Annotated in this window: 27 protein-coding genes; 25 read left to right on the top strand and 2 right to left on the bottom strand. The window is 63.0% G+C overall.

The window, feature by feature from the left end:
- The first annotated feature begins 23 nt into the window (after window positions 1-23).
- Window positions 24-884, top strand: coding sequence for a GNAT family N-acetyltransferase (locus LN996_RS08920; RefSeq protein WP_231340038.1), 861 nt, complete (start codon window positions 24-26; stop codon window positions 882-884).
- Here LN996_RS08920 and LN996_RS08915 read toward each other — a convergent pair.
- The gene (locus tag LN996_RS08915) at window positions 881-1,489 is read right to left on the bottom strand and encodes a Vms1/Ankzf1 family peptidyl-tRNA hydrolase (RefSeq protein ID WP_231340037.1); all 609 of its coding nucleotides are present in this window, start codon (window positions 1,487-1,489) and stop codon (window positions 881-883) included. The genes LN996_RS08920 and LN996_RS08915 overlap by 4 nt on opposite strands.
- Before the next feature lie 41 nt (window positions 1,490-1,530).
- On the opposite strand from LN996_RS08915, the gene LN996_RS08910 reads away from it, so the two are divergent.
- From LN996_RS08910 to nusB, 14 genes are all read left to right on the top strand, one after another.
- Window positions 1,531-3,036: a replication-associated recombination protein A gene (locus tag LN996_RS08910; RefSeq protein WP_231340036.1), complete on the top strand. Its 1,506-nt coding sequence runs from the start codon at window positions 1,531-1,533 to the stop codon at window positions 3,034-3,036.
- Between the two features lie 214 nt (window positions 3,037-3,250).
- Entirely contained in the window at window positions 3,251-3,871 is a 621-nt protein-coding gene (gene rpsD, locus LN996_RS08905; protein ID WP_011774968.1) for a 30S ribosomal protein S4, read from the top strand.
- Window positions 3,872-4,028: 157 nt separating this feature from the next.
- Entirely contained in the window at window positions 4,029-4,403 is a 375-nt protein-coding gene (locus tag LN996_RS08900) for a DUF948 domain-containing protein (RefSeq protein ID WP_231340035.1), read from the top strand.
- A 39-nt stretch (window positions 4,404-4,442) separates the two neighbouring features.
- Window positions 4,443-4,673: a hypothetical protein gene (locus LN996_RS08895; protein WP_231340034.1), complete on the top strand. Its 231-nt coding sequence runs from the start codon at window positions 4,443-4,445 to the stop codon at window positions 4,671-4,673.
- A 115-nt stretch (window positions 4,674-4,788) separates the two neighbouring features.
- Entirely contained in the window at window positions 4,789-7,467 is a 2,679-nt protein-coding gene (gene alaS, locus LN996_RS08890) for an alanine--tRNA ligase (protein WP_231340033.1), read from the top strand.
- Between the two features lie 2 nt (window positions 7,468-7,469).
- Window positions 7,470-8,060 carry a Holliday junction resolvase RuvX gene (gene ruvX / locus LN996_RS08885; RefSeq protein WP_231340032.1) on the top strand — a complete coding sequence of 197 codons (591 nt, stop codon included), beginning with the start codon at window positions 7,470-7,472 and terminating at the stop codon, window positions 8,058-8,060.
- Complete coding sequence (gene mltG / locus LN996_RS08880; RefSeq protein ID WP_231340031.1) at window positions 8,057-9,745, top strand: endolytic transglycosylase MltG; 1,689 nt, start codon at window positions 8,057-8,059, stop codon at window positions 9,743-9,745. The genes ruvX and mltG overlap by 4 nt, the downstream gene beginning before the upstream one ends.
- A complete protein-coding gene (locus tag LN996_RS08875; RefSeq protein ID WP_231340030.1) occupies window positions 9,742-10,596 on the top strand; it encodes a shikimate dehydrogenase in 855 nt (284 codons plus the stop codon). Before mltG ends, LN996_RS08875 begins: the two co-directional genes overlap by 4 nt.
- Window positions 10,597-10,622: 26 nt before the next feature.
- Complete coding sequence (gene aroC / locus LN996_RS08870; protein ID WP_231340029.1) at window positions 10,623-11,822, top strand: chorismate synthase; 1,200 nt, start codon at window positions 10,623-10,625, stop codon at window positions 11,820-11,822.
- A complete protein-coding gene (locus tag LN996_RS08865; RefSeq protein WP_308102709.1) occupies window positions 11,822-12,388 on the top strand; it encodes a shikimate kinase in 567 nt (188 codons plus the stop codon). The genes aroC and LN996_RS08865 overlap by 1 nt, the downstream gene beginning before the upstream one ends.
- Window positions 12,385-13,476 (top strand): 3-dehydroquinate synthase, encoded by a 1,092-nt coding sequence (gene aroB / locus LN996_RS08860; protein ID WP_231340027.1) that lies wholly within the window; start codon window positions 12,385-12,387, stop codon window positions 13,474-13,476. The genes LN996_RS08865 and aroB overlap by 4 nt, the downstream gene beginning before the upstream one ends.
- The gene (locus tag LN996_RS08855; protein ID WP_231340026.1) at window positions 13,473-13,994 is read left to right on the top strand and encodes a lipopolysaccharide assembly protein LapB; all 522 of its coding nucleotides are present in this window, start codon (window positions 13,473-13,475) and stop codon (window positions 13,992-13,994) included. The genes aroB and LN996_RS08855 overlap by 4 nt, the downstream gene beginning before the upstream one ends.
- A 156-nt stretch (window positions 13,995-14,150) precedes the next feature.
- Window positions 14,151-14,714, top strand: coding sequence for an elongation factor P (efp, locus tag LN996_RS08850; protein ID WP_159699223.1), 564 nt, complete (start codon window positions 14,151-14,153; stop codon window positions 14,712-14,714).
- Window positions 14,714-15,124: a transcription antitermination factor NusB gene (nusB, locus tag LN996_RS08845; protein ID WP_011774956.1), complete on the top strand. Its 411-nt coding sequence runs from the start codon at window positions 14,714-14,716 to the stop codon at window positions 15,122-15,124. The genes efp and nusB overlap by 1 nt, the downstream gene beginning before the upstream one ends.
- Before the next feature lie 70 nt (window positions 15,125-15,194).
- On the opposite strand, the gene LN996_RS08840 is transcribed toward nusB, so the two are convergent.
- Window positions 15,195-16,487 (bottom strand): PrsW family intramembrane metalloprotease, encoded by a 1,293-nt coding sequence (locus LN996_RS08840; RefSeq protein WP_231340025.1) that lies wholly within the window; start codon window positions 16,485-16,487, stop codon window positions 15,195-15,197.
- A gap of 110 nt (window positions 16,488-16,597) precedes the next feature.
- On the opposite strand from LN996_RS08840, the gene pyrR reads away from it, so the two are divergent.
- From pyrR to rpoZ, 10 genes are all read left to right on the top strand, one after another.
- Window positions 16,598-17,182, top strand: coding sequence for a bifunctional pyr operon transcriptional regulator/uracil phosphoribosyltransferase PyrR (pyrR, locus tag LN996_RS08835; RefSeq protein ID WP_231340024.1), 585 nt, complete (start codon window positions 16,598-16,600; stop codon window positions 17,180-17,182).
- On the top strand, window positions 17,179-18,186 hold the full coding sequence (locus tag LN996_RS08830) for an aspartate carbamoyltransferase catalytic subunit (protein ID WP_231340023.1): 1,008 nt from the start codon (window positions 17,179-17,181) through the stop codon (window positions 18,184-18,186). The genes pyrR and LN996_RS08830 overlap by 4 nt, the downstream gene beginning before the upstream one ends.
- Window positions 18,186-19,511 carry a dihydroorotase gene (locus LN996_RS08825; RefSeq protein ID WP_231340022.1) on the top strand — a complete coding sequence of 442 codons (1,326 nt, stop codon included), beginning with the start codon at window positions 18,186-18,188 and terminating at the stop codon, window positions 19,509-19,511. The genes LN996_RS08830 and LN996_RS08825 overlap by 1 nt, the downstream gene beginning before the upstream one ends.
- On the top strand, window positions 19,511-20,032 hold the full coding sequence (locus tag LN996_RS08820) for a hypothetical protein (RefSeq protein WP_231340021.1): 522 nt from the start codon (window positions 19,511-19,513) through the stop codon (window positions 20,030-20,032). Before LN996_RS08825 ends, LN996_RS08820 begins: the two co-directional genes overlap by 1 nt.
- The gene (gene carA / locus LN996_RS08815; protein ID WP_231340020.1) at window positions 20,013-21,254 is read left to right on the top strand and encodes a glutamine-hydrolyzing carbamoyl-phosphate synthase small subunit; all 1,242 of its coding nucleotides are present in this window, start codon (window positions 20,013-20,015) and stop codon (window positions 21,252-21,254) included. The genes LN996_RS08820 and carA overlap by 20 nt, the downstream gene beginning before the upstream one ends.
- Entirely contained in the window at window positions 21,254-24,562 is a 3,309-nt protein-coding gene (gene carB, locus LN996_RS08810; RefSeq protein ID WP_231340019.1) for a carbamoyl-phosphate synthase large subunit, read from the top strand. The genes carA and carB overlap by 1 nt, the downstream gene beginning before the upstream one ends.
- A complete protein-coding gene (pyrF, locus tag LN996_RS08805) occupies window positions 24,555-25,430 on the top strand; it encodes an orotidine-5'-phosphate decarboxylase (RefSeq protein WP_231340018.1) in 876 nt (291 codons plus the stop codon). Before carB ends, pyrF begins: the two co-directional genes overlap by 8 nt.
- A gap of 97 nt (window positions 25,431-25,527) precedes the next feature.
- Complete coding sequence (gene mihF, locus LN996_RS08800) at window positions 25,528-25,854, top strand: integration host factor, actinobacterial type (RefSeq protein ID WP_231340017.1); 327 nt, start codon at window positions 25,528-25,530, stop codon at window positions 25,852-25,854.
- A 21-nt stretch (window positions 25,855-25,875) separates the two neighbouring features.
- The gene (gene gmk, locus LN996_RS08795; protein ID WP_159699256.1) at window positions 25,876-26,448 is read left to right on the top strand and encodes a guanylate kinase; all 573 of its coding nucleotides are present in this window, start codon (window positions 25,876-25,878) and stop codon (window positions 26,446-26,448) included.
- A 39-nt stretch (window positions 26,449-26,487) separates the two neighbouring features.
- Window positions 26,488-26,748, top strand: coding sequence for a DNA-directed RNA polymerase subunit omega (gene rpoZ / locus LN996_RS08790; RefSeq protein ID WP_017197559.1), 261 nt, complete (start codon window positions 26,488-26,490; stop codon window positions 26,746-26,748).
- Window positions 26,749-26,761 lie beyond the last annotated feature (13 nt).

Raw genomic sequence — 26,761 nt, 5'->3', positions numbered from 1 at the left:
CTGCCAGCGAAGGAGACGGGACTGTGGTTGACCAAGCGACCATCGAAACACTCATGGACAAGGCGTGGCCTGCCATCGAGCGGGAAGACCTTGAGTGCGATAGCACGGTGAAGTGGGTGCTGCGGGCCTCGGAGGGCGTAACGCAGCGCGCAAACTCTGTGTGGCCGATGGCGCCGGCATTCACTGCTGCCGCTGACTCGGACGTTCGCCTTACGCGATCCGTCCGTACCGCCTCGGAGTGGTACAGGCGTCGCCGGCTTCCCCTGATCTTCCAGGTGTTCGATGACTCCCGAAGCGCTGCCCTCAACGGCGTCCTGGACCGGCAGCGCTTCACCCGGCAGTCCGAAACGAAGATCATGGTCCGCGGCCGCGACGGTGTGCCGGCCAACCTTCCAGGGCCGGACGTGGAACTCAGTGATGTTCCCTCGGCGGAATGGCTCAGTGTGTGGTGGTCTGTCGACGGTCGTGGCGGCGACCCCGAACTTTCGGTCGCGCAAAAGATTCTCTCCGGTTGCCCGGCCGCGTACGCGTTGGTGAGGGACGACGCCCCCGGTGCCCCCCCCCGGGGGCGCCCGGCCGCGGCGGGGGGGGGGCGGGACCCCGCGGGCGTCCCCGCCGCGGGCGGACGCCTCGCTTTGGTGGATGGCTGGGGTGGCATTTACAGCATGGCGACATCTGTGGAACACCGGAGGAAGGGCTACGGCACGCGCGTGCTGAACGGGTTGCTGGAGGCCGGTGCACAGCGGGGCCTCGAGGGTTTTTGGCTGCTGGTCACAGCCGCCAATCATGGCGCCCAGGGCCTATACGCCCAAGCAGGTTTCACGGAGCATGGCAGCTACTTGTACCGGCAGGCTCCCCTGAAACGTTCGGTCAGCGGCTGCTAACCAGGGGGATCCGTCACGGTGATCCGGATAGAGCAGGCGTCGGCGGCCGCTTTGGGAAGGGTCGCGGATTTGGCCGCCTGAACATCAAGGAAGGCCAGGCGTGTGCGGGCCCCCACGGCTTTAAGGGCGGGTTGCGCAAGGACCTGTTCCACCAGGGCCCTGTCACCGCCGGGAACGATGTATTCGATGTGTTGTCCGGCAAAGACTTTTGCCGCGTGCTCCGCTGTGGTCTTGGCGTCGATGAAGCGGTTGCCGCTCTTTGAAGCAAAGACGGTGGTTCCGCTGGCCGAGGCCAGGGCGTAGCCGCCGCGGCGAACCAGCAGCAGGCCGAGGGCGCGTTCCTGGGCGGCGAGTGATGCAAGGCGCTCAAGCCCAGTGGTTCCGCGGCCTGGTCTTCCATCTGCGGGCCAAGGCGGCCTCAGCAGTGCGGTGGCACCGTCAGCGGCATGCAGGAGGAGCCCGGCGTCGTCGAAGTTTTCAACCAGGGGCCCATGGCCGGCGGTGAACCTGTCCACCCACCCATGGATCCGCTGAGCCGGTACCAGTGCGGTGCGTGAGACGGTATTTGGTTGCTTCGGCGGTGGGGTGGATGGGGGGCGGTCCACGTCGATGTCTCCTTTGCTGGAACTATGAGTAGCCTATCCATGTGGAAGATCTCTTTGGTGCCGGTGCAGTCAACGACGACGAGTCGGAGGACCTGCCTGCCACCGGGGGACCTTCCGACGCCAATTGGATGGCCTCCCAGCGCAGTCCGTTGGCAGTCCGGATGCGCCCCCGTACGTTGGATGACGTTGTGGGGCAGCAGCATTTGCTGGGGCAAGGTTCCCCGCTTCGGCAGCTGGCGGCCGGTGCCGAGGCTGCCGGCCCCGCCGGCCCGAGCTCCGTGATCTTGTGGGGGCCGCCTGGAACCGGTAAGACCACGCTTGCCCATGTGATCGCACGGGGCCCCGGCAGGAAGTTCGTTGAATTATCCGCCATCACCGCGGGAGTCAAGGATGTCCGCCGTGTCATGGACGAAGCACTGACTGCGCGCGATCTTTATAAGAAGACCACCGTCCTTTTCCTCGACGAGATCCACCGCTTCAATAAGGCACAACAGGATGCCCTGCTGCCGGGCGTGGAGAACCGCTGGGTGGTGCTGGTGGCGGCCACGACGGAGAATCCGTCGTTCTCGGTGGTGTCGCCGCTGTTGTCGAGGTCGCTCCTGCTGACGCTGAAGCCGCTCACCGATGACGACATTTCAGGACTGCTTCAGCGGGCCGTCGCCGATGCCCGCGGCCTTGCCGGACGCGTGGAACTCAGTCCCGAAGCCTTGGACCACCTCGTTCGTCTCTCCGGAGGCGATGCCCGCAGGGCACTGACAGCCCTGGAGGCCGCCGCCGGTGTCGCGTTCGGTGACACCACCGCCGTCGGGACTTCCGACGCTGCCGGGGCGGATGGAGGCGGGCCCGGGCCGGATGGGGAGACTGACGACGGCGAACCGGGGCTCGCCAACGACGGCGCACCTGACGCCCCGGTACTGGTGGAACTACGCCACACCGAGAGGGCCTTGGATGCGGCAGCAGTTCGTTACGACCGGGCAGGGGACCAGCACTATGACGTGGCCAGTGCATTCATCAAGTCCATCCGTGGCTCTGATGTGGATGCCGCTCTGCACTACCTGGCGCGGATGCTCGAGGCCGGGGAGGACCCGCGGTTCGTTGCGAGGCGCATCGTGATTTCCGCGGCCGAAGACATCGGAATGGCTGACCCGACAGCACTGCAGACGGCGGTAGCGGCGGCTCAGGCAGTGCAGCTGATCGGCATGCCGGAGGGGCGGATCGTTCTCGCTGAAGCCGTGGTCCATCTGGCTACCGCGCCCAAGTCCAATGCCGCGTACATGGGTTTGAACAAAGCGGTGGCCGATGTCCGTGCAGGTTTCGGCGGCGGCATTCCCATGCATTTGCGGGATGCGCACTACCCGGGAGCCAAGCAACTGGGACATGGCAAGAGCTACAAGTACGCGCACGACGAACCCCACGGTGTGGCCACGCAGCAGTATCCGCCGGACGATTTGGTGGGCAAAGACTATTACGAGCCCACCAATAACGGAGCCGAAAGGGATATTGCGGCCAGGTTGGAGCGGCTCCGCAAGATCGTGCGTGGGGAGTAGCCGCGGACCCGTGCCTCAAGGCTGGGCCGCAGGGCAGCGGACTTGCCCATGGTAGGATTGATCCTTGTCTGGCATGGCCTGACGCACAATCCCACTGAAGATTCCTTCAACAGTGCTGTGCGCCCGGGCTAGTAGCAAGAGGCAGCGGTTGGCCGATGCTCTCCCTGATGGAGGCCAGTAACACTGACACACCGCAGTAATTGGAAGGACACAAGTGGCTAACAACACTCGTGCTCGCCGTACCGCACGCCTTTCGCGTGCCCTCGGTATTGCTCTGACCCCCAAGGCCGCCAAGTACATGGAGCGCCGCCCGTACGGCCCCGGTGAGCATGGCCGTGCCCGCAAGAAGCAGGACTCCGACTACGCCGTACGTCTGCGCGAAAAGCAGCGTCTGCGCGCCCAGTACGGCATCCGCGAAGCCCAGATGACCCGTGCCTTCGAAGAAGCACGCCGCACCAAGGGCCTGACCGGTGAAAACCTGGTTGAACTGCTCGAAATGCGTCTGGACGCCCTCGTGCTCCGTGCAGGCTTCGCCCGCACCATCGCACAGGCCCGCCAGCTGGTTGTGCACCGCCACATCATGGTTGACGGCATCCGCGTGGACCGCCCGTCCTTCCGCGTTGGCGAAGGCCAGCTCATCCACGTTCACAGCCGCTCCGAGGTCATGCCCCCGTTCCAGGTGGCAGCTGCAGGCGCACACGTTCTGAACAACGTGCCGGCATACCTGGACGTCAAGATCGACGCCCTGCAGGCACGCCTGGTTCGTCGCCCGAAGCGCTCCGAGGTCCCCGTGATCTGCGAAGAGCAGCTCGTCGTCGAATTCTACGCTCGCTAAATTCCAGCAGCGCATACAAAGAAGCCCGTGGCACATGCCGCGGGCTTCTTTGTATGTAAGGTACCGGTCCAAAGTAGGTAAGGTACTGGGGAGGCCTTGTCCAAAGCCGATATACGGCTGGTGCAGGGCAGCGCAACGACCCTAGGAGAAGAGTTCTATGTCTGGTGGCGACATCGCCGGCCTCATCGCAGCAGGAGTCTTCGCGCTCCTTGTGTTGTTGTTGGCTGTGCCAATCTTGAAGCTGGGCGGCGTTTTTGACGAGGTCCGCACTTCGATCCGGTCCATCAGCGATGGCGCGACGCCCCTGATGGATGAAGTGACCGCTACGGTCTCCACCACCAACCAGCAGCTGAAGAAGGTTGACGGCATCGCCTCCAACGTCTCGGACGCCTCGGCCAATATCTCCGCGTTGTCCTCGCTCGTGGCTGCCACGGTTGGTTCTCCCTTAATCAAGGTGGCCGCGTTCAGCTACGGCGTACGCTCGGCATTTGCTGGGCGCCGATCACCTACCTCCGGCCGCCGCAGCCGCTGAACTCAGTAGCCGCTGAACTATACGGGAGAGCAGAAACCCATGAAAAGAATTGCGTGGATGGGCATAGGCGTCGTCATTGGCGTCATAGCCTTCCGGAAGATCACCGAAGCCCAGGCCAACATCGGTCCCGAGGGCCTGAATCGTGCCGTGGGCCGGATGGCTGATGGTTTGTTCGATTTTGCCGACGCCGTGCGGGCGGGCATGCACCAGCGCGAAGAGGACCTGCGTGCGGCGTTGGGTATTGACGACGCCGGAACAGGCCGCCGCTAGCGGGAGCGGTTCGCTCCCGCGCCCTCAACAGGGCAGAATGGAAAACTGCGGAACGGCACCAGCCGGTACCGCGCACATCATGTGCAGTGAATTGAGAAGGGTAAGAAATCAGCTAATGAAGTCGCAGGAGATCACCAAACGCTGGGTGGACTTTTTTGTCAGCAAGGGTCACACCGCCGTTCCCTCCGCGTCGCTCGTTTCCAGCGACCCGTCCCTTCTCTTCACTGTGGCCGGAATGGTGCCGTTCATTCCGTACCTGACTGCGCGCGAAGAGCCCCCCTACAGCCGTGCCACGAGCGTCCAGAAGTGCATCCGCACCGGCGACATCGAGGAAGTGGGAAAGACGGCCCGCCACGGCACATTCTTCCAGATGTGCGGAAACTTCTCCTTTGGCGACTACTTCAAGGAAGACGCCATCAAGTTCGCCTTCGAGCTGCTCACCACGAGCGTTGACGACGGCGGCTATGGCCTGCCCGCCGAGCGCCTTTGGGTGACCGTCTACGAAGAAGACGACGAAGCCAAAGAACTGTGGCTCAAGAACACCGGGATCCCTGCTGAGCGAATCCAGCGCATGGGCAAAGCAGACAATTACTGGTCCACCGGCCAGCCTGGCCCGGCGGGCCCCTGCTCCGAGATCTACTACGACCGTGGCCCAGCCTACGGAATCGAAGGCGGCCCTTTGGCCGACGAAACCCGGTACATCGAGATCTGGAACCTCGTGTTCATGCAGTACCAGATCGAGAACGTCCGCTCCAAGGTTGACTTCGACATCGTCGGGGAACTGCCCCAGAAGAATATCGACACCGGCCTGGGCATGGAACGCCTCGCGATGATCCTCCAGGGCGTCGAGAACATGTATGAGACCGACCAGGTTCGTCCGGTCATCGACAAGGCCGCTGAACTGTCCGGCCGCGAGTACACCTCGGCTGAGTCCCCGGAAGACCCGCACCACACGGACGATGTCCGCATGCGCGTCGTGGGTGACCATATCCGATCTGCCCTGATGCTGATCGCTGATGGAGTTTCACCGTCCAACGAAGGCCGCGGCTATGTGTTGCGCCGCCTGATCCGCCGTGCCGTACGTGCCATGCGCCTGCTCGGCGTCGAAAAAGCCTGCCTGCCGGACCTTCTCCCCGCCTCACGTGACGCAATGAAGGGCGTGTACCCGGTGGTGGAGACCGATTTCGCCCGCATCAGCCGCATCGCCTATGCCGAAGAAAAGGCGTTCCTGCGCACCATTGCTTCCGGTACGGCCCGCCTGGAGGATGCCGTTGCCGAATCGAAGGCCGCCGGGGTTCCGTTGTCCGGTGCCGACGCCTTCGCGCTTCACGACACTTATGGTTTCCCCATTGACCTGACCCTCGAAATGGCGGAAGAAGCCGGGCTCAAGGTCGATGAGGCAGGCTTCCGCGCGCTCATGCTCGAGCAGCGCCAGCGTGCGCAGGCCGACGCCAAGGGCAAGAAGGGTGGCCATGCCGACCTCAGCGCCTACCAGGAGCTCCTCGGCAAGGGCGAGACCGTCTTTACGGGCTATGAAGAACTTGAGGGCGAGTCCAAGGTCCGTGGAATCGTCAGCGGTGGCCGGCCGGTAGCGCATGCCTCCACGGGCGACGAGATTGAGCTGGTCCTCAACGAAACCCCGTTCTACGCCGAAGCCGGTGGCCAGTCCGCTGACACCGGCCTCATCACCGGCGACGGTTTCGTGGTGGAAGTTTTGGACGTCCAGCGTCCCATCAAGGGCCTCAGCGTCCATAAGGCGATTGTCCGCGAAGGTGAGATTGCCTCTGACGCGCTGGTGCGCGCCGCCGTCGACCGTGAACGCCGGCATGCGGCCGAGCAGGCTCACACAGGAACGCACATCGTGCACGCCGCCCTGCACCAGATCCTCGGCCCGGAAGCCACCCAGCGCGGTTCCTACAACAAGGCCGGATACCTTCGCTTCGACTTCGCCTGGGGGGAGGGCCTCAGCACTGCCACGCGCTCCGAAATCGAAGAGGTCTCCAACATTGCCATTCGGAATAACTTCCGGGTGGACACCAAGGTGATGGGGCTCGCGGAAGCCAAGGCACTGGGTGCCATGGCGCTGTTCGGTGAAAACTACGGCAGCGAAGTTCGTGTCGTGGAGATCGACGGCGCCTGGTCCCGTGAGTTGTGTGGTGGCACGCACGTGTCCAACACCTCCCTGATCGGTAGCCTCTCGCTGCTGGGCGAGCAGTCTGTTGGCTCGGGAAACCGGCGCGTTGAGGCCTTCGTTGGCCTGGATGCCTTCCGTCACCTCGCCGCTGAGCGGGCACTGGTCACAGAGCTCACGGAGCTCTTGAAAGTCCCTTCCGGTCAGCTTGCGGACCGCATCTCCAGCACCCTGAGCAAGTTGAAGGCCACGGAGAAGGAACTCGACCGACTTCGCAAGGAGCAGTTGACCGCTGCGGCGGCCACTTTGGTGGGCACCGCCAAGGATGCCGCAGGCGTACGGGTCGTAGCCCACGACGCCGGTCAGGTTGGCGGAGCGGACGATCTCCGGAACCTCGCTTTGGACCTTCGCAGCCGGTTGGGCTCCGAAGCTGCCACCGTGGCCGTGGCCGGCATCAGCAATGACCGTCCCGTGATCCTCATCGCCACCAATGAGGCGGCCCGCGAAGCCGGCGTGAAGGCCGGAGCGCTGGTCCGACTGGCCGCAGGCATCCTTGGCGGCGGCGGTGGCGGCAAGGATGACGTCGCCCAGGGCGGCGGCGCCGACGCTGGGAAGGTCTCTGAGGCCCTCACAGCGGTGGTGGATGCGATAGCCAAGCGCTGACGGTGGCTGCAAGTACTCACGAGGACGTCTACCCCCAAGGCATCAAGCTGGGGGTAGACGTCGGTACCGTCCGGGTGGGCCTGTCCCAGTGCGATCCCGACGGAATATTAGCCACACCATTCAAAACCCTCGCGCGGGACGCCAAGAAGAACTCCGACGTCCGTGTCGTGGCCAGGCTTGCCGCGGAATTGCCCGCCGTGCAGATCTTTGTGGGCCTTCCACGCACCATGAAGGGTGAGGAACGAGCGTCGGCTGAGATGGCCAGCGGCTACGCCGAACTCCTCGCAAACGAGCTTGTGCGGGCCGGTTTGGACATCCCCGTGAACCTCGTGGACGAGCGGCTTTCAACTGTGACGGCACACCGCAACCTCCACCAAGCTGGCATGAGCAGCAAGAACCACCGTAAAGTGGTTGATCAGGTTGCCGCTGCTGGAATACTTCAGCACGCAATCGACATGCAAAAAGCCAGAGGATCGGATGTTGGCCGCCGAGTGCAGGCACCGGCGCAATCCGAAAAACCCAGCAGTGCCCCAACGCTGCGGGCTGCCTCCGGCAATGAACCCGATTCTTCTACGAGGGGACTGCAACTGTGAGCCCGGTCAACAACGACCCCTCCAGCGGTACCGCCGGCGGCGGTATGCCGCTGACCCGCAAAGAGCTGCGGGCGCGGGAACGATTCCTCGCCACGCAGAACCACAACGTCGTACCCGTTCCCGAAGCGACGCCGGGGGAGACCTCCGCGCCATCGGACGTTGAGCCTGAGCTGCCCCGTCCTGTTCCCGCAGTGCCTCCCGCACCGGTTGCTCCACCGGTGCCCGTGGCTCCACCAGTACCCGTGGCCAAGCCTGCTGCTCCAGCGCCTGTCGAGTCGAACCCCACTGAACCGGAACATGACGTTGAACCGGTGCAGGATGTTGAACCGGCGCAGGACGTTGTCCACCAGGAAAGCGAAGCTTCACAGGATATCGCCGGGCATCATGACCCTGAACATGTAGAAACTGAACATGTAGATCCAGAACACGTAGATCCAGAACACCTCGAGCCGGTCCCCGTTGACGCTGGTCACCTGCATGGCTTCGCTGAGCACGATGCCCACCACGGCTTCGAAGCCCATGACGATTACCATGGCGACCACCATGCCGATGATCACCTTCACGACGAGCATCACCATGACCTCATTGCGCCCGTCGAGCAAACTGCATCATCCAAAGCAGCCGCGAAGAAGGCCCGGCGTCGTCGTCGAGTCGTCGCACTCCTGATCACGCTCGGTGTCTTCGTAGCCGCAATTGCCATTGGCGCCCAGTTCCTCAAGCCTTTGCTGGGCATGGACAAGGTCACTGACTACCCGGGTCCGGGAACGGGATCGGTCACCATTACGGTTCCGGAGGGCTCCGGACCGAAAGCAGTGGGCGTTGAACTTGTCGAGAACAAAGTGGTGGCAGACGCCGATGCTTTCGTCAAGGAATTCCTTAACGACGGCGGTGAGCTGTCCCCGGGCGAGTTCACTTTCCGTACTGAGATGAAGAATTCAGATGCAGTGGACGTCCTGGTCAACAAGGACGCTTCGAAGGTGATGTATTTTGCCTTGAGTGCCGGCCTCCGCATCAATGAGTCCCTCGAAGCCATTTCCAAGGGCTCGGGTATTTCAATGCAGGAACTCAGCGGGTTCAACCAGGCGCCGGCACAGTTCGGTGTCCCCTCCAAGGCCAAGAACCTGGAAGGCTTCCTCGCCCCTGGTGAGTATCGCTTTGAGCTAGGCACACCGGCCAAGGACATCATCCAGAAGCTGGTCACCACTACGTTGGATGAACTTAAGTCCCAAGGAATCACGGATCCAGCGAAGCAGTATGACGCCGTGACCATCGCCAGCATCGTGCAGGCTGAGGGCGGGCAGGCCGACTACGGAAATGTGGCCGGCGCCATCTATAACCGGCTGAAGCCAAACAACGTGGAAACCAGCGGCCTGATCCAGTCCGATGCCACGGTGACCTACGGCCTGGGCAAGAAGTCCTTCCACCTCACTGAGGAAGAGAAGGCCGATAAGTCCAATACGTACAACACGTACGCCAACGTCGGCCTTCCGGCTGGACCGATCGGCTCGCCGGGCAAGACCGCCATCGATGCTGCGGCCAAGCCCACGCAGAATGACTACCTCTACTGGGTGACCATCAACCTGGACACCAAGGAGACCAAGTTCTCCAAGACCTTGGCTGAGCACAACACCTACGTTGAGCAGTACAACGCCTGGTGCCAGGCCAACGCTGGACGGTGTGTGTGAGTCGTCGGGCCGCCGTCCTGGGGCATCCGATCTCGCATTCGAAATCCCCGGCATTGCATACGGCTGCCTACGCCAAGCTCGGCGCGGACATCGGCTACTCGGCGATTGACGTCACCGTCGATGCCCTCCCGTCCTTCATGGACTCGCTCCGTGGTGACGACTCATGGTGCGGCCTGTCGGTCACCATGCCGTTGAAGTCAGCAATGGTCGGAGAGGTGGACGAGGTCCGCGGTGCCGGCGCCCACTTGGGCGTCATCAACACGGTGGTTTTCGAATACGACGGCGGGTTGGTACGTCGAGTGGGCTACAACACCGATGTTGCCGGAATCGTTGAAGCGGTCCGGTATGCGGGGGTTTCTTCGACTCCCCAAGCCGCAATCCTTGGTGGTGGTGGCACTTCGGCTGCCGCAGTTGCCGCCGTCAAGGAACTGGGTGGCAGCCACGTCGACGTTTTTGTCCGCGACCCAGGACGTGCCGGCGACGCGGAAGCCGCGGCCGCCGCCGTCGGAATCTCCGTCAGTATCCGGCCTTTGACTGAAGCGGCCACTGCCGTTGCGGGCGCGGATCTGGTGATTTCGACCTTCCCACCGCGAGCCGCAGACTCTTTGGCGCAGGAGCTCGCAGCGTTGCCGGGAACGGGCGCCGGTGTTCTGCTGGACGTCGCTTACGATCCCTGGCCCAGCAAGCTTGCGCAGGTATGGCACGGCCATGGGGGAGCCGTGGTTCCGGGTTTGGAGATGCTGATGTATCAGGCGGCAGAACAGATCAGTCGCTTCAGCGGCTGTGACGTGGATGCCGCCGTCATAGATGTGATGTGCGACTCAGTCGGGCTTCCCCGGCGAGTGTTCTAGAGGCCTTACATGGCAGGATTGGTTATATGTTGCGTTGGTTGACTGCCGGTGAATCCCATGGTCCGGCTCTGATCGGAATTGTTGAAGGCGTGCCCGCCGGTGTTGAACTCACCAGCGCGCAGATTCGTGACGCCCTGGCGCGTCGCCGCCTGGGGTATGGACGTGGTGCCCGCATGAAGTTTGAGCAGGACGAGGTCACCATCATGGGCGGCGTCCGTCATGGCCTGACCCAGGGTGGTCCTGTAGCCATCCAGGTTGGCAACACCGAATGGCCCAAGTGGGAGCAGATCATGTCTGCGGATCCCGTGGACCCCGAAATCCTTGCCGACCAAGCCCGCAATGCACCACTGACCCGGCCGCGCCCGGGCCACGCCGACTTCACGGGGATGCAGAAGTACGGCTTCGACGAAGCCCGTCCGGTCCTTGAGCGCGCCAGCGCCCGCGAAACGGCCACCCGCGTGGCTCTGGGTACCGTTGCCGCCCAATTCCTGAAGCAGCTGGGCATCGGGCTGGTCAGCCACACTGTTTCGATTGCCAGCGTAGCCGTGCCCGAAGGCCGTCCGTTGCCGTTGCCGCAGGACGTTCTGGCGCTTGACGCAGATCCCCTGCGCTGCTTCGACCGCGAAACCTCGGACGCGATGGTAGCCGAGGTGGATGCTGCCCACAAAGAGGGCGAAACCCTCGGTGGAGTGGTTGAGGTTCTCGCCTACGGCCTGCCGCCGGGACTGGGCAGCTACGTGCACTGGGACCGCCGCCTTGATTCGCGCCTTGCCGCAGCACTGATGGGCATACAGGCCATCAAGGGCGTGGAGGTCGGCGACGGTTTCCTTACCGCTGCCCGCCGTGGTTCCGCCGCACACGATGAAATCCTTAAGGACGAGAACGGCAGGATCGTCCGCCAGACAAACCGGGCTGGCGGTATTGAAGGCGGCATGAGCATCGGTGAGGTCCTGAGGGTTCGCGCTGCCATGAAGCCGATCGCAACCGTTCCGCGCGCTCTGCGCACCATTGATGTCAGCACGGGAGAGCCGGCCAAGGCCCACCACCAGCGTTCGGACGTTTGTGCGGTGCCCGCGGCCGGAGTCGTCGCAGAGGCTATGGTGGCCTTGGTCCTGGCTGAGGCTGTCGCCGAGAAATTCGGTGGCGACTCCGTTGCCGAGACACAGCGAAACCTGCAGAGCTACCTCGACAGCATCCCGGCCACCCTGGACTCGGTCGGCCGGTAGTGGTCCGCCCTGTTCTGGATGGCTGTCCCGGCCGTCCCGTTGTCCTGATAGGGCCCATGGCTGTCGGCAAGTCGGCCATCGGCCAGCAGCTGGCCCAGCAGCTCGGCCTCCCGTTTGTGGACACTGACGCGGTGGTGGTTGCCGCCCACGGCAGCATCGCCGATATTTTCGCTGGACGCGGTGAACACGCCTTCCGCGAGATAGAAGCGCGAGCGGTGGCGAAGTCCATTGAGAATGCCAAAGTTCAACCAGCCATCATTTCCCTGGGCGGGGGTGCAGTCCTTGACTCCGGCACCCAGCAATTACTGGGGGAGTGCACAGTGGTCTACCTGGAGTGTGATGCGGAAACAGTTGCTGACCGGATCGCGCGGAACACGGGCAGGCCTTTGCTGCAGGGTGATGCGATGACACGGTGGGAGGCCTTGTTTGCCACGAGGCGTCCTGTCTACGAGCGTCTCGCGGACATCGTCATGGACGTCCGTTCCGGATCCGTGGCGGAAATCGGCCTCCATGTGGAGGAGCGGCTGCGCCAGCATGCAGCCTTGAAAGAGGAAGTTGAAAAGTGAGCAACGAAGCAACTGTCATCAAGGTGACTGGCCAGTCCGTCAATGAAAACTACGATGTCGTGGTGGGACGCGGCCTCCTGGCGACCCTGCCGGGGAAACTTGGTGAGCGGGTCCGGCGGGTTCTTGTCATCCACCCACGCGCCCTTCGCCTGACGGGGGATACTGTTCGCGACGAGCTCGAAGCAGCCGGGTTTACCGCGCTCACGGCCGAAATCCCGGATGCGGAGGAAGGCAAGCACATTCAGGTTGCTGCCTTCTGCTGGCAAGTACTCGGCCAGAATGATTTCACGCGCTCCGATGCCATCGTGGCTGTCGGTGGTGGCGCTGTCACCGACCTCGCCGGCTTCGTGGCCGCTACGTGGCTTCGCGGCGTCAAGGTCATCCACATGCCCACCAGCCTGCTCGGTATGGTGGATGCTTCGGTTGGCGGAAAGACCGGCATCAACACTGCAGAGGGCAAGAACCTGGTCGGCTCCTTCCACCCTCCCGCAGCCGTCCTGGCGGATCTGGACACCCTCCAGACATTGCCTAAGAACGAGCTCATTTCGGGCATGGCGGAAGTCATCAAGTGTGGCTTCATCGCCGATCCCGCGATCCTTGACTTGGTCGAAAAGAACACCGACGCCGTGCTGGACGCCGGCTCGGATGTCGTCCGCGAACTTATTGAACGTGCCATCTCGGTGAAGGCGGAGGTGGTCTCCCAGGACCTCAAGGAATCCGGCCTCCGGGAAATCCTGAACTATGGTCACACCTTGGGACACGCCATTGAGTTGGTGGAACGCTACTCATGGCGCCATGGTGCCGCTGTATCGGTGGGCATGATGTTCGCTGCGGAATTGTCGCGCAGCGTGGGCCGGTTGTCCGATACCGACGCAGATCGTCACCGCACCATCCTGGAAAGCCTGGGGCTGCCTACTACCTACCGTCGGGACCGTTGGCAGGGCCTGCTGGACGGCATGCGCCGGGACAAGAAATCCCGTGGCGACCTTCTCCGCTTCGTTGTCCTCGACGGCGTGGCCAAGCCGGGCATCCTGGAGGTTCCCGACACCTCACTCCTGTTTGCGGCCTACCAGGAGATCGCATCATGAGCGCTGCAGTCCGTGAGGGCGTCAGCGATTGGCCGACCGCCGGCTTCCCGGGCGTCCGAATGAACCCGGATACGCTGCTGCCCGTGATCGTCAACGAGGAAGTCATGGAGTCTGCGCTTGCGGCTTCAGAAGACCCCGCTGACCGCATCATGGCCTTGCTGCTTGAAAACCAGCCGAAGGAAGCCGCCGAGTTGCTGGCTGAGGCCCGCTACAAGGATCCTGAGTCATTCCGCCTAAGGATCTTCGAGGCCGAGGTCCACCGGGCCACCAACCGCCTTGACCGGGCTGTGCAGTTGTTCCGTCAGTTGCTTCACGAAGTCCAGGGCAGTTCCAAGGAAGCGATCGTCCATCAGTATCTGGGCCGTGCTTATTTCGTGAGTGGCAACGTCCTTGCAGCGTCCGAGGAGTTCTCCAGGGCGCTGGACCTAAGGGTATCCATGGCTGCCGATGCGGCGCTGATCTATTCATCAGCCGTGGCCCTGCAGCGGGCCCGCAACGTACTCGAAGTTGCCTGCTGAAAGCTGGTCAAATCCCCGTTCGCAGGCCTACGGCCCATTTGCCGGTAGAATGGTTCTTGGATTTTTGATAAATACGCGCTGGCGGGCCGTTTGGCATGCCTGCCTGGCATAGACGAACTGGCAGCTTGAACCAGTGAGAGAAACCTGAGGATACGAGTGGCAACCACAAACGACATCAAGAACGGGACCGTACTGAAGCTCGAGGGCCAGCTCTGGAACATCATCGAGTTCCAGCACGTCAAGCCGGGCAAGGGCGGCGCGTTCGTCCGTACCAAGATGCGCAACGTCATGTCCGGCAAGGTGGTCGACAAGACCTTCAACGCCGGCCTGAAGATCGAAACCGCAACGGTTGACCGCCGTGACTACCAGTACCTGTACCAGGATGGCGAAGACTTCGTCTTCATGGACACCCAGGACTTCGACCAGATCACCGTCACCGGTGCAACTGTCGGCGACGCCACCAACTTCATGCTCGAAAACCAGATGGTCAACATTGCCATCCACGAGGGCAATCCGCTGTACATCGAACTGCCCCCGAGCGTCGTCCTCGAAATTACCTACACGGAGCCGGGCCTTCAGGGCGACCGCTCCTCGGCAGGCACCAAGCCGGCCACTGTTGAAACCGGCTACGAGATCCAGGTTCCGCTGTTCGTTGAGCAGGGCACCAAGGTCAAGGTCGACACCCGCGATGGCAGCTACCTGGGTCGGGTCAACGACTAGTGAGCGCACGCGGTAAAGCCCGTAGCAGGGCTCTTGAAGTACTCTTCGAGGCGGAGCAGCGCTCCGTTTCGGCTTTCGACGCCATGACCGCGCGCCGGGAGAAAACCGACTTGGTCATCAACCCCTACACGGTGGAAATCGTTGAGGGCGTTGTTTCCATGCAGGCAACCATCGATGAGTTCCTGCAGACGTACGCCCAGGGATGGACGTTGGAGCGCATGCCGTCAGTGGACCGCATCATTCTTCGGATCGGAGCTTGGGAGCTCCTCTACAACGATGAGGTTCCGGATGGCGTGGCGGTCAGCGAAGCCGTTGCCCTCGCCAAGACGATGTCCACGGACGAGTCCCCGGCCTTCATCAATGGCCTCCTTGGCCGACTGCAGAAGCTCAAGCCGTCACTTCTCGCGTAGGTACATCGCCTGGTTTGAACGCACAAGGACCCGCTTCACAGGAAACTGTGGAAGCGGGTCCTTTTTTGCGTTACTGGAGAACTGCGGCCCTGAGGCCAGGGATGCTGCGCAGATGTTCAAGCTCATCGTGCTGGTGAAGATGGACGTCACGGCCGCTAAGTATCCGTTGGCGGGTGAACGCCAACGCGGTGGCTCCTTTGATGAAGGCTTTCATCTGAGGCCCACGTCCGCGGGAGGATGCCCAGCGAACGGCATGTTTGCGACCCTTCGCGGTGGCCAGCATTTCCACTTCGGCCGGGGTGAACCACCCTGCCCGGGCATACTCCATGAGCCGTTGCCGTGTGAGTTTTCCTTCGGCGACACGGAGAAGGATGATGCCCACAGCGGCAACCAGGAAAATCGGAACCTGGACTACGAAGTACTCCACCAGGAAGTCCTGGCCCATGCTGTTCCAGCGGTTGTGCAGGAACATTGCGGGCAGCAAGCCGATGAAGAACGCCAGAACGGCATAACCCGGGTGCCATTTCCGGGCTGCGAAGCCCATGATCAATCCGGTTGTTCCCGTGAAGACCGCATGAGCAAAGGGTGACATGACGCCGCGGAGGATGAAGATACGTACCAAGTCAGTGCCGGGATCCGTTGACGAGGCAATTTCGCGTCCGAAGTAGAGGATGTTCTCTGTGAAGGCGAAACCGGCGGCAATCGTGAACGCGAACACCACACCGTCAACCGGACCGTCGAAGTACTTCCGTGCGGCCAGGATCAAGACCAGCAACCCCAGAGACTTGGTGAATTCCTCCACGATGGGCGCTTGGACGGTTGCCATGAAGTAGGTGAACGCTTCTTCGCTGCTGGTTGGCGCGGCCAGGGCGAAGAGCGGTTGGATGAGCAACGTCCCGGCGATGGAAACAGCGGCACCCCACGTGAAAGCGAACCACAGGAGCCTTTTCGGTTCAGGCTCCCACCGGTCAATGAGGCGGACTGTCAGCAGAACCACCGACAAGGGAATCAAGGAAGCAATAAAACCAACCACAAAGCCGGTGACGCCAGTGTTGCCAAGAAGGAACGGCACCACCAGCAGGAGACTGGCAAGGGCCAGTACTGCGCCCGTGATGACCAAGGGCAGTGTGCCCAACGAACGGCCGCGTGGCGCTGGTGGCATGGCCCAGGTTTGCTGGGGGAGCGATGCCGGATTTCCCGGCGCAGGCTGGAAGTTCCCTGGTTGGACGCGGCCAATCCATGTGGGGTTGGCCGCAGGTTCCAGATAGGGCCGCGGATAGGGTTGTCCGCCAGGCTGCCCGTTCGGGTTCATGGTCATGGACACGAGCCTATTCCACGGCATGGAATGTGAGCTTAAACTCATGCCCGGCGTCCGCTGAGGGTGAGGCCGGAAAGGGCCGTTGTGGTAGCTTTGAAAAGCAAATATTCCTTTTTTAATTCCGTCCCGTGAGGCGGGGAAAGGGGAGACGAGCGATGACTGAAGTCACTTCAGCGCACGTGCCGTCGCGGGTTGTTCTCAATCAGGCGGACATTGATCGTGCGCTCACTCGTATCGCCCACGAGATCCTTGAAGCCAACAAAGGCTCCCAGGACCTGGTTCTTTTGGGCATTCCCAGCCGCGGCTATCCATTGGCCGTGCGGCTTGCCAACAAGATCGCAGCGGCCGATCCCACAGTCAACGCTGAAACGATTGTTGGCCAACTGGACGTCACCATGTTCCGTGACGATCTTTCCCACCAGCCAACCCGGCCCCCGCGGCACACCCGGCTTCCGTTGTCCGGCATCGATGACAAGGTTGTTGTCCTGATCGACGACGTCCTGTATTCGGGACGCACCATCCGCGCGGCCCTGGACGCCTTGGTGGACCTCGGGCGCCCGAGGATTGTCCGATTGGCGGTCCTGGTGGACAGGGGCCACCGAGAGCTCCCCATTCGCGCCGACCATGTGGGAAAGAACCTGCCTACGTCCTCCGCGGAAAAGGTCCGCGTCCATCTTGAGGAAATCGACTCCGTGGACGGTGTGCCCGTCAACGAGGTAGTTATTGAGGCAGGCAAGTGAAACACCTCCTTTCCACCGAAAACCTCAGCGCTTATGATGCCATCCGTGTCCTGGATACAGCGGAGGAAATGTCCGCTGTCGGCGAGCGTGAAGTGAAGAAACTGCCGGCCCTGCGCGGCCGGACAGTGGTTAACCTTTTCTTCGAGGACTCCACCCGTACCAGGATCTCTTTCGAGGCAGCAGCCAAGCGCCTGTCCGCAGACGTCATCAACTTCGCCGCGAAGGGATCCTCTGTGTCCAAGGGGGAGTCCCTCAAAGACACCGCCCAGACGCTCGCCGCGATGGGCGCCGACGCCGTCGTCATCCGCCACTGGGCTTCTGGTGCGCCACACCGGCTCGCTGCCACGGACTGGATTGACGCAGCAGTCATCAATGCCGGTGACGGCACCCACGAACACCCAACGCAAGCGCTCCTGGATGCCTTCACCATGCGCCGGCACTGGTCGCAGGTCAACGGCACAGAGTCCACCGGTGCGGACCTCAAGGGCATGCGGGTAGCGATTGCCGGGGATGTCCTGCACTCCCGCGTCGCCCGGTCCAACGTTTGGTTGTTGAAGACACTTGGCGCCGAGGTCACGCTGGTGGCGCCTCCCACGCTGCTGCCGATCGGCGTCGAGCACTGGCCCTGCAAGGTCAGCTACGACCTGGACCAAACTCTTGAGGCCGGCATTGACGCCATGATGATGTTGCGCGTCCAGGGTGAGCGGATGAACGCTTCGTTCTTCCCCTCCACCCGCGAGTACTCCCGCCGCTGGGGCTTCGATGACGCGAGGCTCCGTGCGTTGGATGACCTGGGAATGAAGGACACCATCATCATGCACCCGGGTCCCATGAACCGGGGCCTGGAAATTTCTTCGGCCGCCGCGGATTCGCCGCGATCCACTGTGCTTGCCCAAGTGCGCAACGGCGTATCGGTCCGCATGGCCGCCCTGTACCTGCTGCTCTCCGGGGATTCCCGCGGAGCAGCCTCGAACGTAAGCCAGTCCAGCAAGGAGACCAACTGATGGCCGAGAACAGCTACCTGATTCGTGGGGCCGCCATCCTCGGCGGCGAAGCCGAGGACCTGCTGATCCGCGACGGCATGATCGAAGCCCGCGGCAAGGACCTTGCGGCTGAGGGTGCCACCGTCATCGATGCCGCGGGCCTCGTCGCCCTGCCCGGCATGGTGGACGTGCACACCCACCTGCGCGAACCCGGCCGCGAAGACGCCGAGACGGTGGAAACCGGTACCCGTGCTGCCGCCTTGGGTGGTTTCACCGCCGTCCATGCGATGGCCAACAGCAACCCGGTGGCCGACACTGCGGGCGTTGTGGAACAGGTCCACAGCCTGGGCCGCGCGTCCGGCTGGGTGGACGTCCGCCCCGTGGGTGCAGTCACCGTGGGCCTGGCCGGTGAGCAGCTCGCCGAGCTCGGCGCCATGGCCGACTCCCGGGCCCGGGTCCGCATGTTCTCCGACGACGGGATCTGCGTCCACGACCCCGTGATCATGCGCCGTGCGCTGGAGTACGTGAAAGCGTTCGACGGCGTGGTGGCCCAGCACGCGCAGGAACCGCGCCTTACCGCCGGGGCACAGATGAACGAAGGCACCGTCTCGGCAGTGCTGGGATTGACTGGATGGCCTGCTGTTGCCGAGGAAAGCATCATTGCCCGCGACGTCCTGCTTGCCCAGCATGTGGGTTCACGCCTGCATGTCTGCCACGTCTCCACTGCCGGATCCGTGGAAATTGTGCGCTGGGCCAAGGCACGGGGAATCAACGTCACAGCCGAGGTCACCCCCCACCACCTGCTCCTGACTGACGAGCTGGTCCGCAGTTACGACCCCGTGTACAAGGTCAACCCGCCGCTGCGTACCGATGCTGACGTACAAGCGCTGCGCGAGGGCCTCGCCGACGGCACCATCGACGTCGTCGGAACGGACCACGCCCCGCACCCCAGCGAGCACAAGGAATGCGAGTGGGCGCAGGCGGCGATGGGCATGACCGGCCTGGAAACCGCGCTTTCGGTGGTCCAGGAGACCATGATCGAGACCGGCCTCATGACATGGGCGGACTTCGCGAGGGTTACGTCCTTCACTCCGGCGATCATTGGCCGCGTCGCTGATCAGGGCCGTCCGCTCGAGGTTGGCGAGCCGGCCAACGTCATTCTTGTGGACCCGGCTGCGCGTTGGACCGTTGACCCCCATAAAATGGCAACCATGGGCCGCAATTCACCATTCAAGGGCAAGGAGCTGCCCGGATCCGTTGTGGCTACCTTCTTCAAGGGCCACCCCACTGTCCTTGACGGCAAGCTCAACACGCCGTACCGGTACCCGGCAGTCAGCAGCAATTAATGGACAACCAGACACTGACCGTGATCATCACGGTGCCACTGATTGTCGTCGTACTGGCGATGATCTGGCTGGGGTGGCGTAACAGGCTCAGGCGACAGGCCGACGTCGAACGCCTTCCCGGGGTGCCGGAGCAGCTGACGCCGGCCACCGTCGTCGCGGAAGGGCAATATGTTGCCACCACCACGGCAGGGGACTGGCTGGACCGGATCGCGGTCCAGGGCCTTGGCATCCGGACCAACGCGGAACTGAGCATCCACGCCGAAGGCGTGCTGTTCGACCGATCCGGTGCCGCCCCCGTGTTCATCCCGCGCGCCGCAGTAGTGGACAGTCGCGAGTCCAACGGCATGGCTGGAAAGTTCGTCGAGAAGGACGGACTCCTGGTCATCAGTTGGAAGCTCGGCAGCCAGGAACTCGACACCGGGTTCCGTTCCAGGCACGCAGCCGACAAGCAGCTCCTCCTTGAAGCCCTCCAGGAATTGACCTCCGCAGCCCCTCAGGCAGATGCCGATAGTGGAAAGTAATAAAGTGACGGATAGTAAAGCAGCCACCACACCCACCTCCTCAGCAGCAGTGCTGGTGCTCGAAGACGGCCGCATGTTCCGCGGCCGCAGCTACGGCGCACAGGGAACCGCACTCGGCGAAGCCGTGTTCGCCACCGGTATGACCGGTTACCAGGAGACCATCACCGACCCCTCCTATGCGCGCCAACTGGTAGTCCAGACGGCCCCGCACATCGGCAACACTGGAGTCAACAGCGAAGACGCTGAGTCCCGCCGTATCTGGGTTGCCGGATACATCGTGCGCGACGCCGCCCGCCGACCCTCCAACTGGCGCTCCGAACGGAGCCTCGATGACGAATTGGTGGAGCAGGGCATTGTTGGCATCCAGGGTGTCGACACCCGCGCCATTACCCGCCATCTCCGCGAGCACAAGACCATGCGGGCCGGCATCTTCTCGGGTGAGGCCGCTCAGGTATCCGACAAGGAACTGGTCGATGCCGTCCTGGCCAGCGCTCCCATGGAAGGTGCAGCGCTGGCGGAGGAAGTCTCCATCGATAAGGCGTATGTCGTTGAGCCCAAGGACCACGGCTGGGAAGGCGAGCCGCGGTTCTCCATCGCCGCCGTTGACCTCGGCATCAAGGCCATGACACCGGTTCGCTTCGCCGAGCGCGGTGTGCGCGTCCACGTCCTGCCGGCGACCTCCACGCTGGAAGACGTCAACGCGGTCAACCCGGATGGATTCTTCATGTCCAACGGACCTGGCGACCCGGCCACGGCTGATCACCAGGTTTCCCTGTTGCGCTCGGTGCTGGACGAGAAGCTGCCGTACTTCGGTATCTGCTTCGGCAACCAGATCTTGGGCCGCGCCCTCGGCTTCGGCACCTACAAGCTCCGCTATGGTCACCGCGGCATCAACCAGCCCGTTATGGACCGCCGCACAGGCAAGGTGGAAATCACCTCGCAGAACCACGGCTTTGCCGTCGACGCCCCGATGAACGGTGCCACGGTGGCTCCCGAAGAGCGCTACGGACGGGTTGAAGTCAGCCATGTGTCGTTGAACGACGACGTCGTTGAAGGACTCGCCTGCCTCGACATCCCGGCATTCTCGGTCCAGTACCACCCCGAGGCCGCGGCCGGGCCGCACGATGCCGCGTACCTGTTCGACCGCTTCATCGATCTCATGGCTGAGACGAAGTCCGGCGCCGCCAACACCACCGACTCCAAGACTGAGGACAAGAAGTAATGCCCAAGCGTACAGATCTCAAGAGCGTCCTTGTCATCGGTTCCGGCCCGATCGTCATTGGGCAGGCTGCCGAATTCGATTACTCCGGTACCCAGGCACTGCGCGTCCTCAAGGAGGAAGGCCTCCGCGTCATCCTCGTGAACTCCAACCCGGCCACCATCATGACGGACCCCGAGTTTGCCGACGCCACCTATGTTGAGCCCATCACCCCCGAGGTGGTGGAGAAGATCATCGCCAAGGAGCGCCCGGATGCCATCCTGCCGACCCTCGGTGGCCAGACTGCTTTGAACACCGCCATTGCGCTGGACAAGAACGGCGTGCTGGAGAAGTACAACGTAGAGCTGATCGGTGCGAACATTGCTGCCATTGAGCTTGGTGAAGACCGCGAGAAGTTCAAGGGCGTCGTAGAGCGTTGTGGCGCAGAGTCCGCGCGCAGCCACATCATCCACACCATGGAAGAAGCGTTCAAAGCCGCGGAGGACCTCGGCTACCCGATGGTGGTCCGTCCTTCCTTCACCATGGGTGGCTTGGGCTCCGGCTTGGCGTACAACGAGGACGACCTCCGCCGCATCGTAGGCCAGGGGCTGCAGTACAGCCCCACCACCGAGGTCCTGCTTGAAGAGAGCATCCTCGGCTGGAAGGAATACGAGCTCGAGATGATGCGGGACAAGAACGACAACGTCGTTGTTGTTTGCTCCATCGAGAACTTCGATCCCGTAGGCGTCCACACCGGCGATTCCATCACGGTTGCTCCGGCCCTGACCCTCACCGACCGCGAGTACCAGAAGCTGCGCGACGTCTCCATTGCCGTCATCCGCGAAGTCGGCGTGGACACCGGTGGCTGCAACATCCAGTTCGCCATCGACCCCGCCACTGGTCGTGTGGTGGTCATCGAGATGAACCCGCGAGTGTCCCGCTCTTCTGCCTTGGCATCCAAGGCAACCGGCTTCGCCATTGCGAAGATCGCCACCAAGCTTTCCCTGGGCTACACCCTGGACGAGATCCCCAACGACATCACGCAGAAGACGCCGGCTTCGTTTGAACCGACACTCGACTATGTTGTGGTCAAGGTTCCCCGCTTTGCCTTCGAGAAGTTCCCGGCAGCGGACAACACGCTGACCACCACCATGAAGTCCGTCGGCGAAGCCATGGCCATGGGCCGCAACTTCACCGAGGCCCTGCAGAAGGCCCTGCGCTCCTTGGAACAGAAGGGGTCCCAGCTGGACTTCAGCTCGGTGCCGGAGTACGAAGTGGCCGAGCTCATCGAGAAAGCCAAGCGCCCCACCACGGACCGCCTGCACCAGGTGCAGCGTGCGATGCTCGGCGGCGCCAGCGTGGAGGACCTCTTCGAGGCCACCAAGATCGATCCTTGGTTCCTGGACCAGCTGCAGCTCCTCAACGAGACCGCGCAGGAGATCCGCAAGGCCGGTGTGCTGACCGAAGACATGCTGCGCAACGCCAAGCGCCACGGCTTCTCGGACGAGCAGATCGGTGCCCTGACGCATAACCCTGAGGCCGTTGTCCGTGGGGTCCGCCACGCCTTGGGCATCCGTCCGGTCTACAAGACGGTGGACACCTGCGCCGCGGAGTTCGCCGCCTACACGCCGTACCACTACTCCGCCTACGACGAAGAAGACGAAGTCGGCCTGCACGCCAAGCCCTCCGTTATCATCCTTGGCTCCGGCCCCAACCGCATCGGCCAGGGCATCGAGTTCGACTACTCCTGCGTGCACGCCTCCATGGCACTGCGCAAAGCCGGCTACGAGACCGTCATGGTCAACTGCAACCCTGAAACTGTCTCCACCGACTACGACGTCTCCACACGCCTGTACTTCGAGCCGCTGACCCTTGAGGATGTCCTCGAAGTCATCGCCGCCGAAGAGCGCACTGGCGGTGTCATGGGTGTCTTCGTGCAGCTCGGTGGACAGACTCCGCTGAAGCTGGCACAGCAGCTGGCCGACGCCGGCGTCCCGATCCTGGGCACCTCCCCCGAGGCGATCGACCTTGCTGAGCACCGTGGCGCCTTTGCGCGCGTTCTGGACGAAGCCGGCCTGACCTCCCCGAAGAACGGCACCGCCGTTTCCTTCGAGGACGCCAAGAAGATCGCTGACGAGATCGGCTATCCGGTCCTGGTGCGTCCGTCGTACGTCCTTGGCGGCCGCGGCATGGAGATCGTCTACGACGAACCCAATCTCTCCCGCTACATTGCCAACGCCACGGAGATCACGCCGGACCACCCGGTGCTGATCGACCGCTTCCTCGAAGACGCCGTCGAAATCGACGTCGACGCCCTCTTCGATGGCACCGACATGTACCTCGGCGGGATCATGGAACACATCGAGGAAGCCGGTATCCACTCCGGCGACTCGGCCTGCGTGCTTCCGCCGATCACGCTCGGCACCAACGTCATTGAGCGCGTGCGCACGGCAACCCGTGCCATCGCTGAAGGCGTGGGCGTCCGCGGCCTCATCAACATCCAGTTCGCGTTGGCCTCAGACGTCCTGTACGTCCTTGAAGCCAACCCGCGCGCTTCCCGCACCGTTCCGTTCGTCTCCAAGGCCACGGGCGTGCAGATGGCCAAGGCCGCTGCCCTGATCGGCACCGGCGTGACCATCAACCAGCTCCGCGGCGCCTACAAGATGCTGCCGGAAACCGGTGACGGTTCCACGCTGCCTTTGGACGCGCCGGTTGCCGTGAAGGAAGCCGTTCTGCCGTTCAGCCGTTTCCGCACTCCGGAGGGCAAGGTCGTGGACTCCCTGCTCGGCCCGGAAATGCGCTCCACCGGCGAAGTCATGGGTATCGACAAGCACTTCGACACCGCCTTCGCCAAGAGCCAGGCCGCTGCGAACAACGCCTTGCCCACAGGGGGCAAGATCTTCGTCTCCGTGGCCAACCGCGACAAGCGCTCGGTCATCATGGGCGTCAAGCGCCTTTCTGACCTGGGCTTCGAGATCGTCTCCACCGGTGGCACGGCGGACGTCCTGCGCCGCAACGGCATCCAGGCGACTCCGGTGCGCAAGGTAGCCGAGGGCAGCAGCGCCGAAGGCGAAGGCACCATCGCGGACCTCGTTATCGCGGGCGAGATCGATATGGTCTTCAACACACCCTCCGGTGGCGAAGCCCGCAGCGACGGCTACGAACTCCGTGCCGCAGCCACCTCCATCGGCATTCCCTGCATCACCACCGTCGCCGAATTCAATGCCGCGGTGCAGGCCATCGAGGCACTGCGCACCTACGAGTGGTCCGTGACCAGCTTGCAGGAGCACGCAGCCAACCTGGCAGCAGCAGTGGAAGCGGCCAATGCCTGAGTCTGCTGAAGCACAGCAAGGGCAGCAGCCGGTCCGGGAGTCCTTTGGCTCCCGGCTGGCTGCCGCCATGGCCGCGCGCGGTCCGCTCTGCGTCGGAATCGATCCTCATCCGCAGCTCCTGGCTGAATGGGGATTGAACGACGACGCCGCCGGGCTGGAGCGCTTCTCACTGACGGTCGTGGAGGCCGTGGGTTCCCTCGCTGCCGCGGTCAAGCCGCAAGTGGCGCTGTACGAACGTCATGGGTCCGCTGGTATGGCCGTCCTGGAGCGCACGCTGGCCGCCTCAGCGGAGGCCGGCGTGCTGAGCATCGCCGACGCCAAGCGTGGAGACATCGGTTCCACCATGGCTGCCTATGCCGATGCCTGGCTGCGTGACGGGTCATCCTTGGCCGCGGACTCGGTGACTTTGAGCCCATACCTTGGCTTTGAGTCGCTGCGTCCGGCGCTGGACCTCGCAGCCCAGTACGGCAGGGGAGTGTTTGTGCTCGCACTGACGTCCAATCCTGAAGGCAAGTCGGTCCAGCATGTTGGCGGAACTGATTCCGTTGCCCGCCGGATCGTGGCTGCAGCAACCACGGAGAACCAGCGCTATGGCGGCGCCCTGGGTTCGGTTGGCTTGGTGGTGGGTGCCACTATTGGTTCTGCACTGGAGGATCTGGATATCGATCTTGGTCCAGTTCGCGGGGCCATCCTGGCTCCGGGACTCGGTGCCCAGGGCGCTACACCGGCCGATCTGCGTGCGACCTTCGGCGATGCGTATCCGAGCGTCCTGGCCACCTCCAGCCGTGGGATCCTGGCTGCTGGTCCAGCCGTCGCAGCGCTGCGTGCCGCAACCGAGGAGACTCTGCGGGGACTTCGCCCGGAGTAAGTTGCCAAGCCTCATTGCGCAACCGGGCCCCTGCCGGTAGGTTCAGGATCAGTCCGCGTGATCTGGATCACAATCTCGATCTGACAGGGGTTTGGCAGTGGGCCTTAAAGAGCTGACACCACAGGAGCGTTCCGATGCGTTGGAGAAGGCTGCCAAGGCGCGGGCAGTGCGTGCCGCCGCCAAGGAACGGCTCAAGCGTGGCGAGGTGAGCATTGCCGAGTTGATCTCCTCAGGTTCTACCGACGAGGCGATTGCACGCATGCGGGTGGTGGAACTCCTGGAGGCCCTGCCGGGTATTGGGCCCGTCAGGGCGGCCGGGATCATGGCGGAGATTGGCATCGCAGGATCCCGCCGCATCAGGGGCCTGGGAATTCACCAGGCCCGGGCGCTGGTAGATTTTATGGATACCCAGCAAAGCGTGTAACGCATCTCCCCGAAGGAATCCGTGAGCAAGAAACCCGGACTGACTGTCCTTGCAGGCCCCACTGCCGTTGGCAAGGGAACCGTATCCACCTACATCAGGGACAACTATCCGGAGGTTTGGCTCTCAGTCTCGGCAACCACCCGGGCCGCGCGTCCCGGGGAAACTGACGGCGTTCACTACTTCTTCAAGTCTGCCGAAGAATTCGACTCACTGGTGGCTGACGGGGAACTGCTGGAGTGGGCCGTCGTCCACGGCCAGAACCGCTACGGCACGCTCCGCAGCACCGTTGATGCGGCCATCGCCGACGGGAAGTCTGTGCTGTTGGAGATCGACCTCCAGGGCGCCCGGCAAGTCAAAGCGGCAGTCCCGGACGCGAATTTTGTCTTCCTGGCCCCGCCCAGCTGGGACGAAATGGTCCGTCGACTGGTGGGCCGCGGCACCGAAACTCCCGAGGAACAGCAGCGAAGGCTGGAAACCGCTAAACTGGAACTTGCTGCTGAACCGGAGTTTGACCACACCGTCATCAATGACGACGTTCGCCGGGCAGCAGACGAGCTTGTTTCACTCATGGGGCTTACCCCGCACGGGCGCTAAGCGCTTGCATTTGTTGGCCCGCTAAAATTTGGAGAATTCGTGTCCACGAACCTTGAAGGCATCATCAACCCGCCGATCGATTCGCTGCTTGAGGCTGCTGATTCCAAGTACGGCCTGGTCATCTTCGGCGCCAAGCGTGCGCGCCAGATCAACGCCTACTACGCCCAGCTGCACGAGGGCCTGTTCGAGTACGTCGGCCCGCTGGTTGACACCAAACTGAACGAGAAGTCGCTCTCGATCGCCCTCCGCGAGATCAACGAAGGCCTTCTGGTTTCCACGCCGATCGAGCCCGCAGAATAAAGCAGACTGCCTG

This window comes from Arthrobacter sp. AK01 (genome assembly GCF_021109375.1).
Taxonomy (GTDB): Bacteria; Actinomycetota; Actinomycetes; order Actinomycetales; family Micrococcaceae; genus Arthrobacter.
Note: the sequence above shows the minus strand (reverse complement) of the source record. Positions and strands in the feature narration are given on the sequence as shown.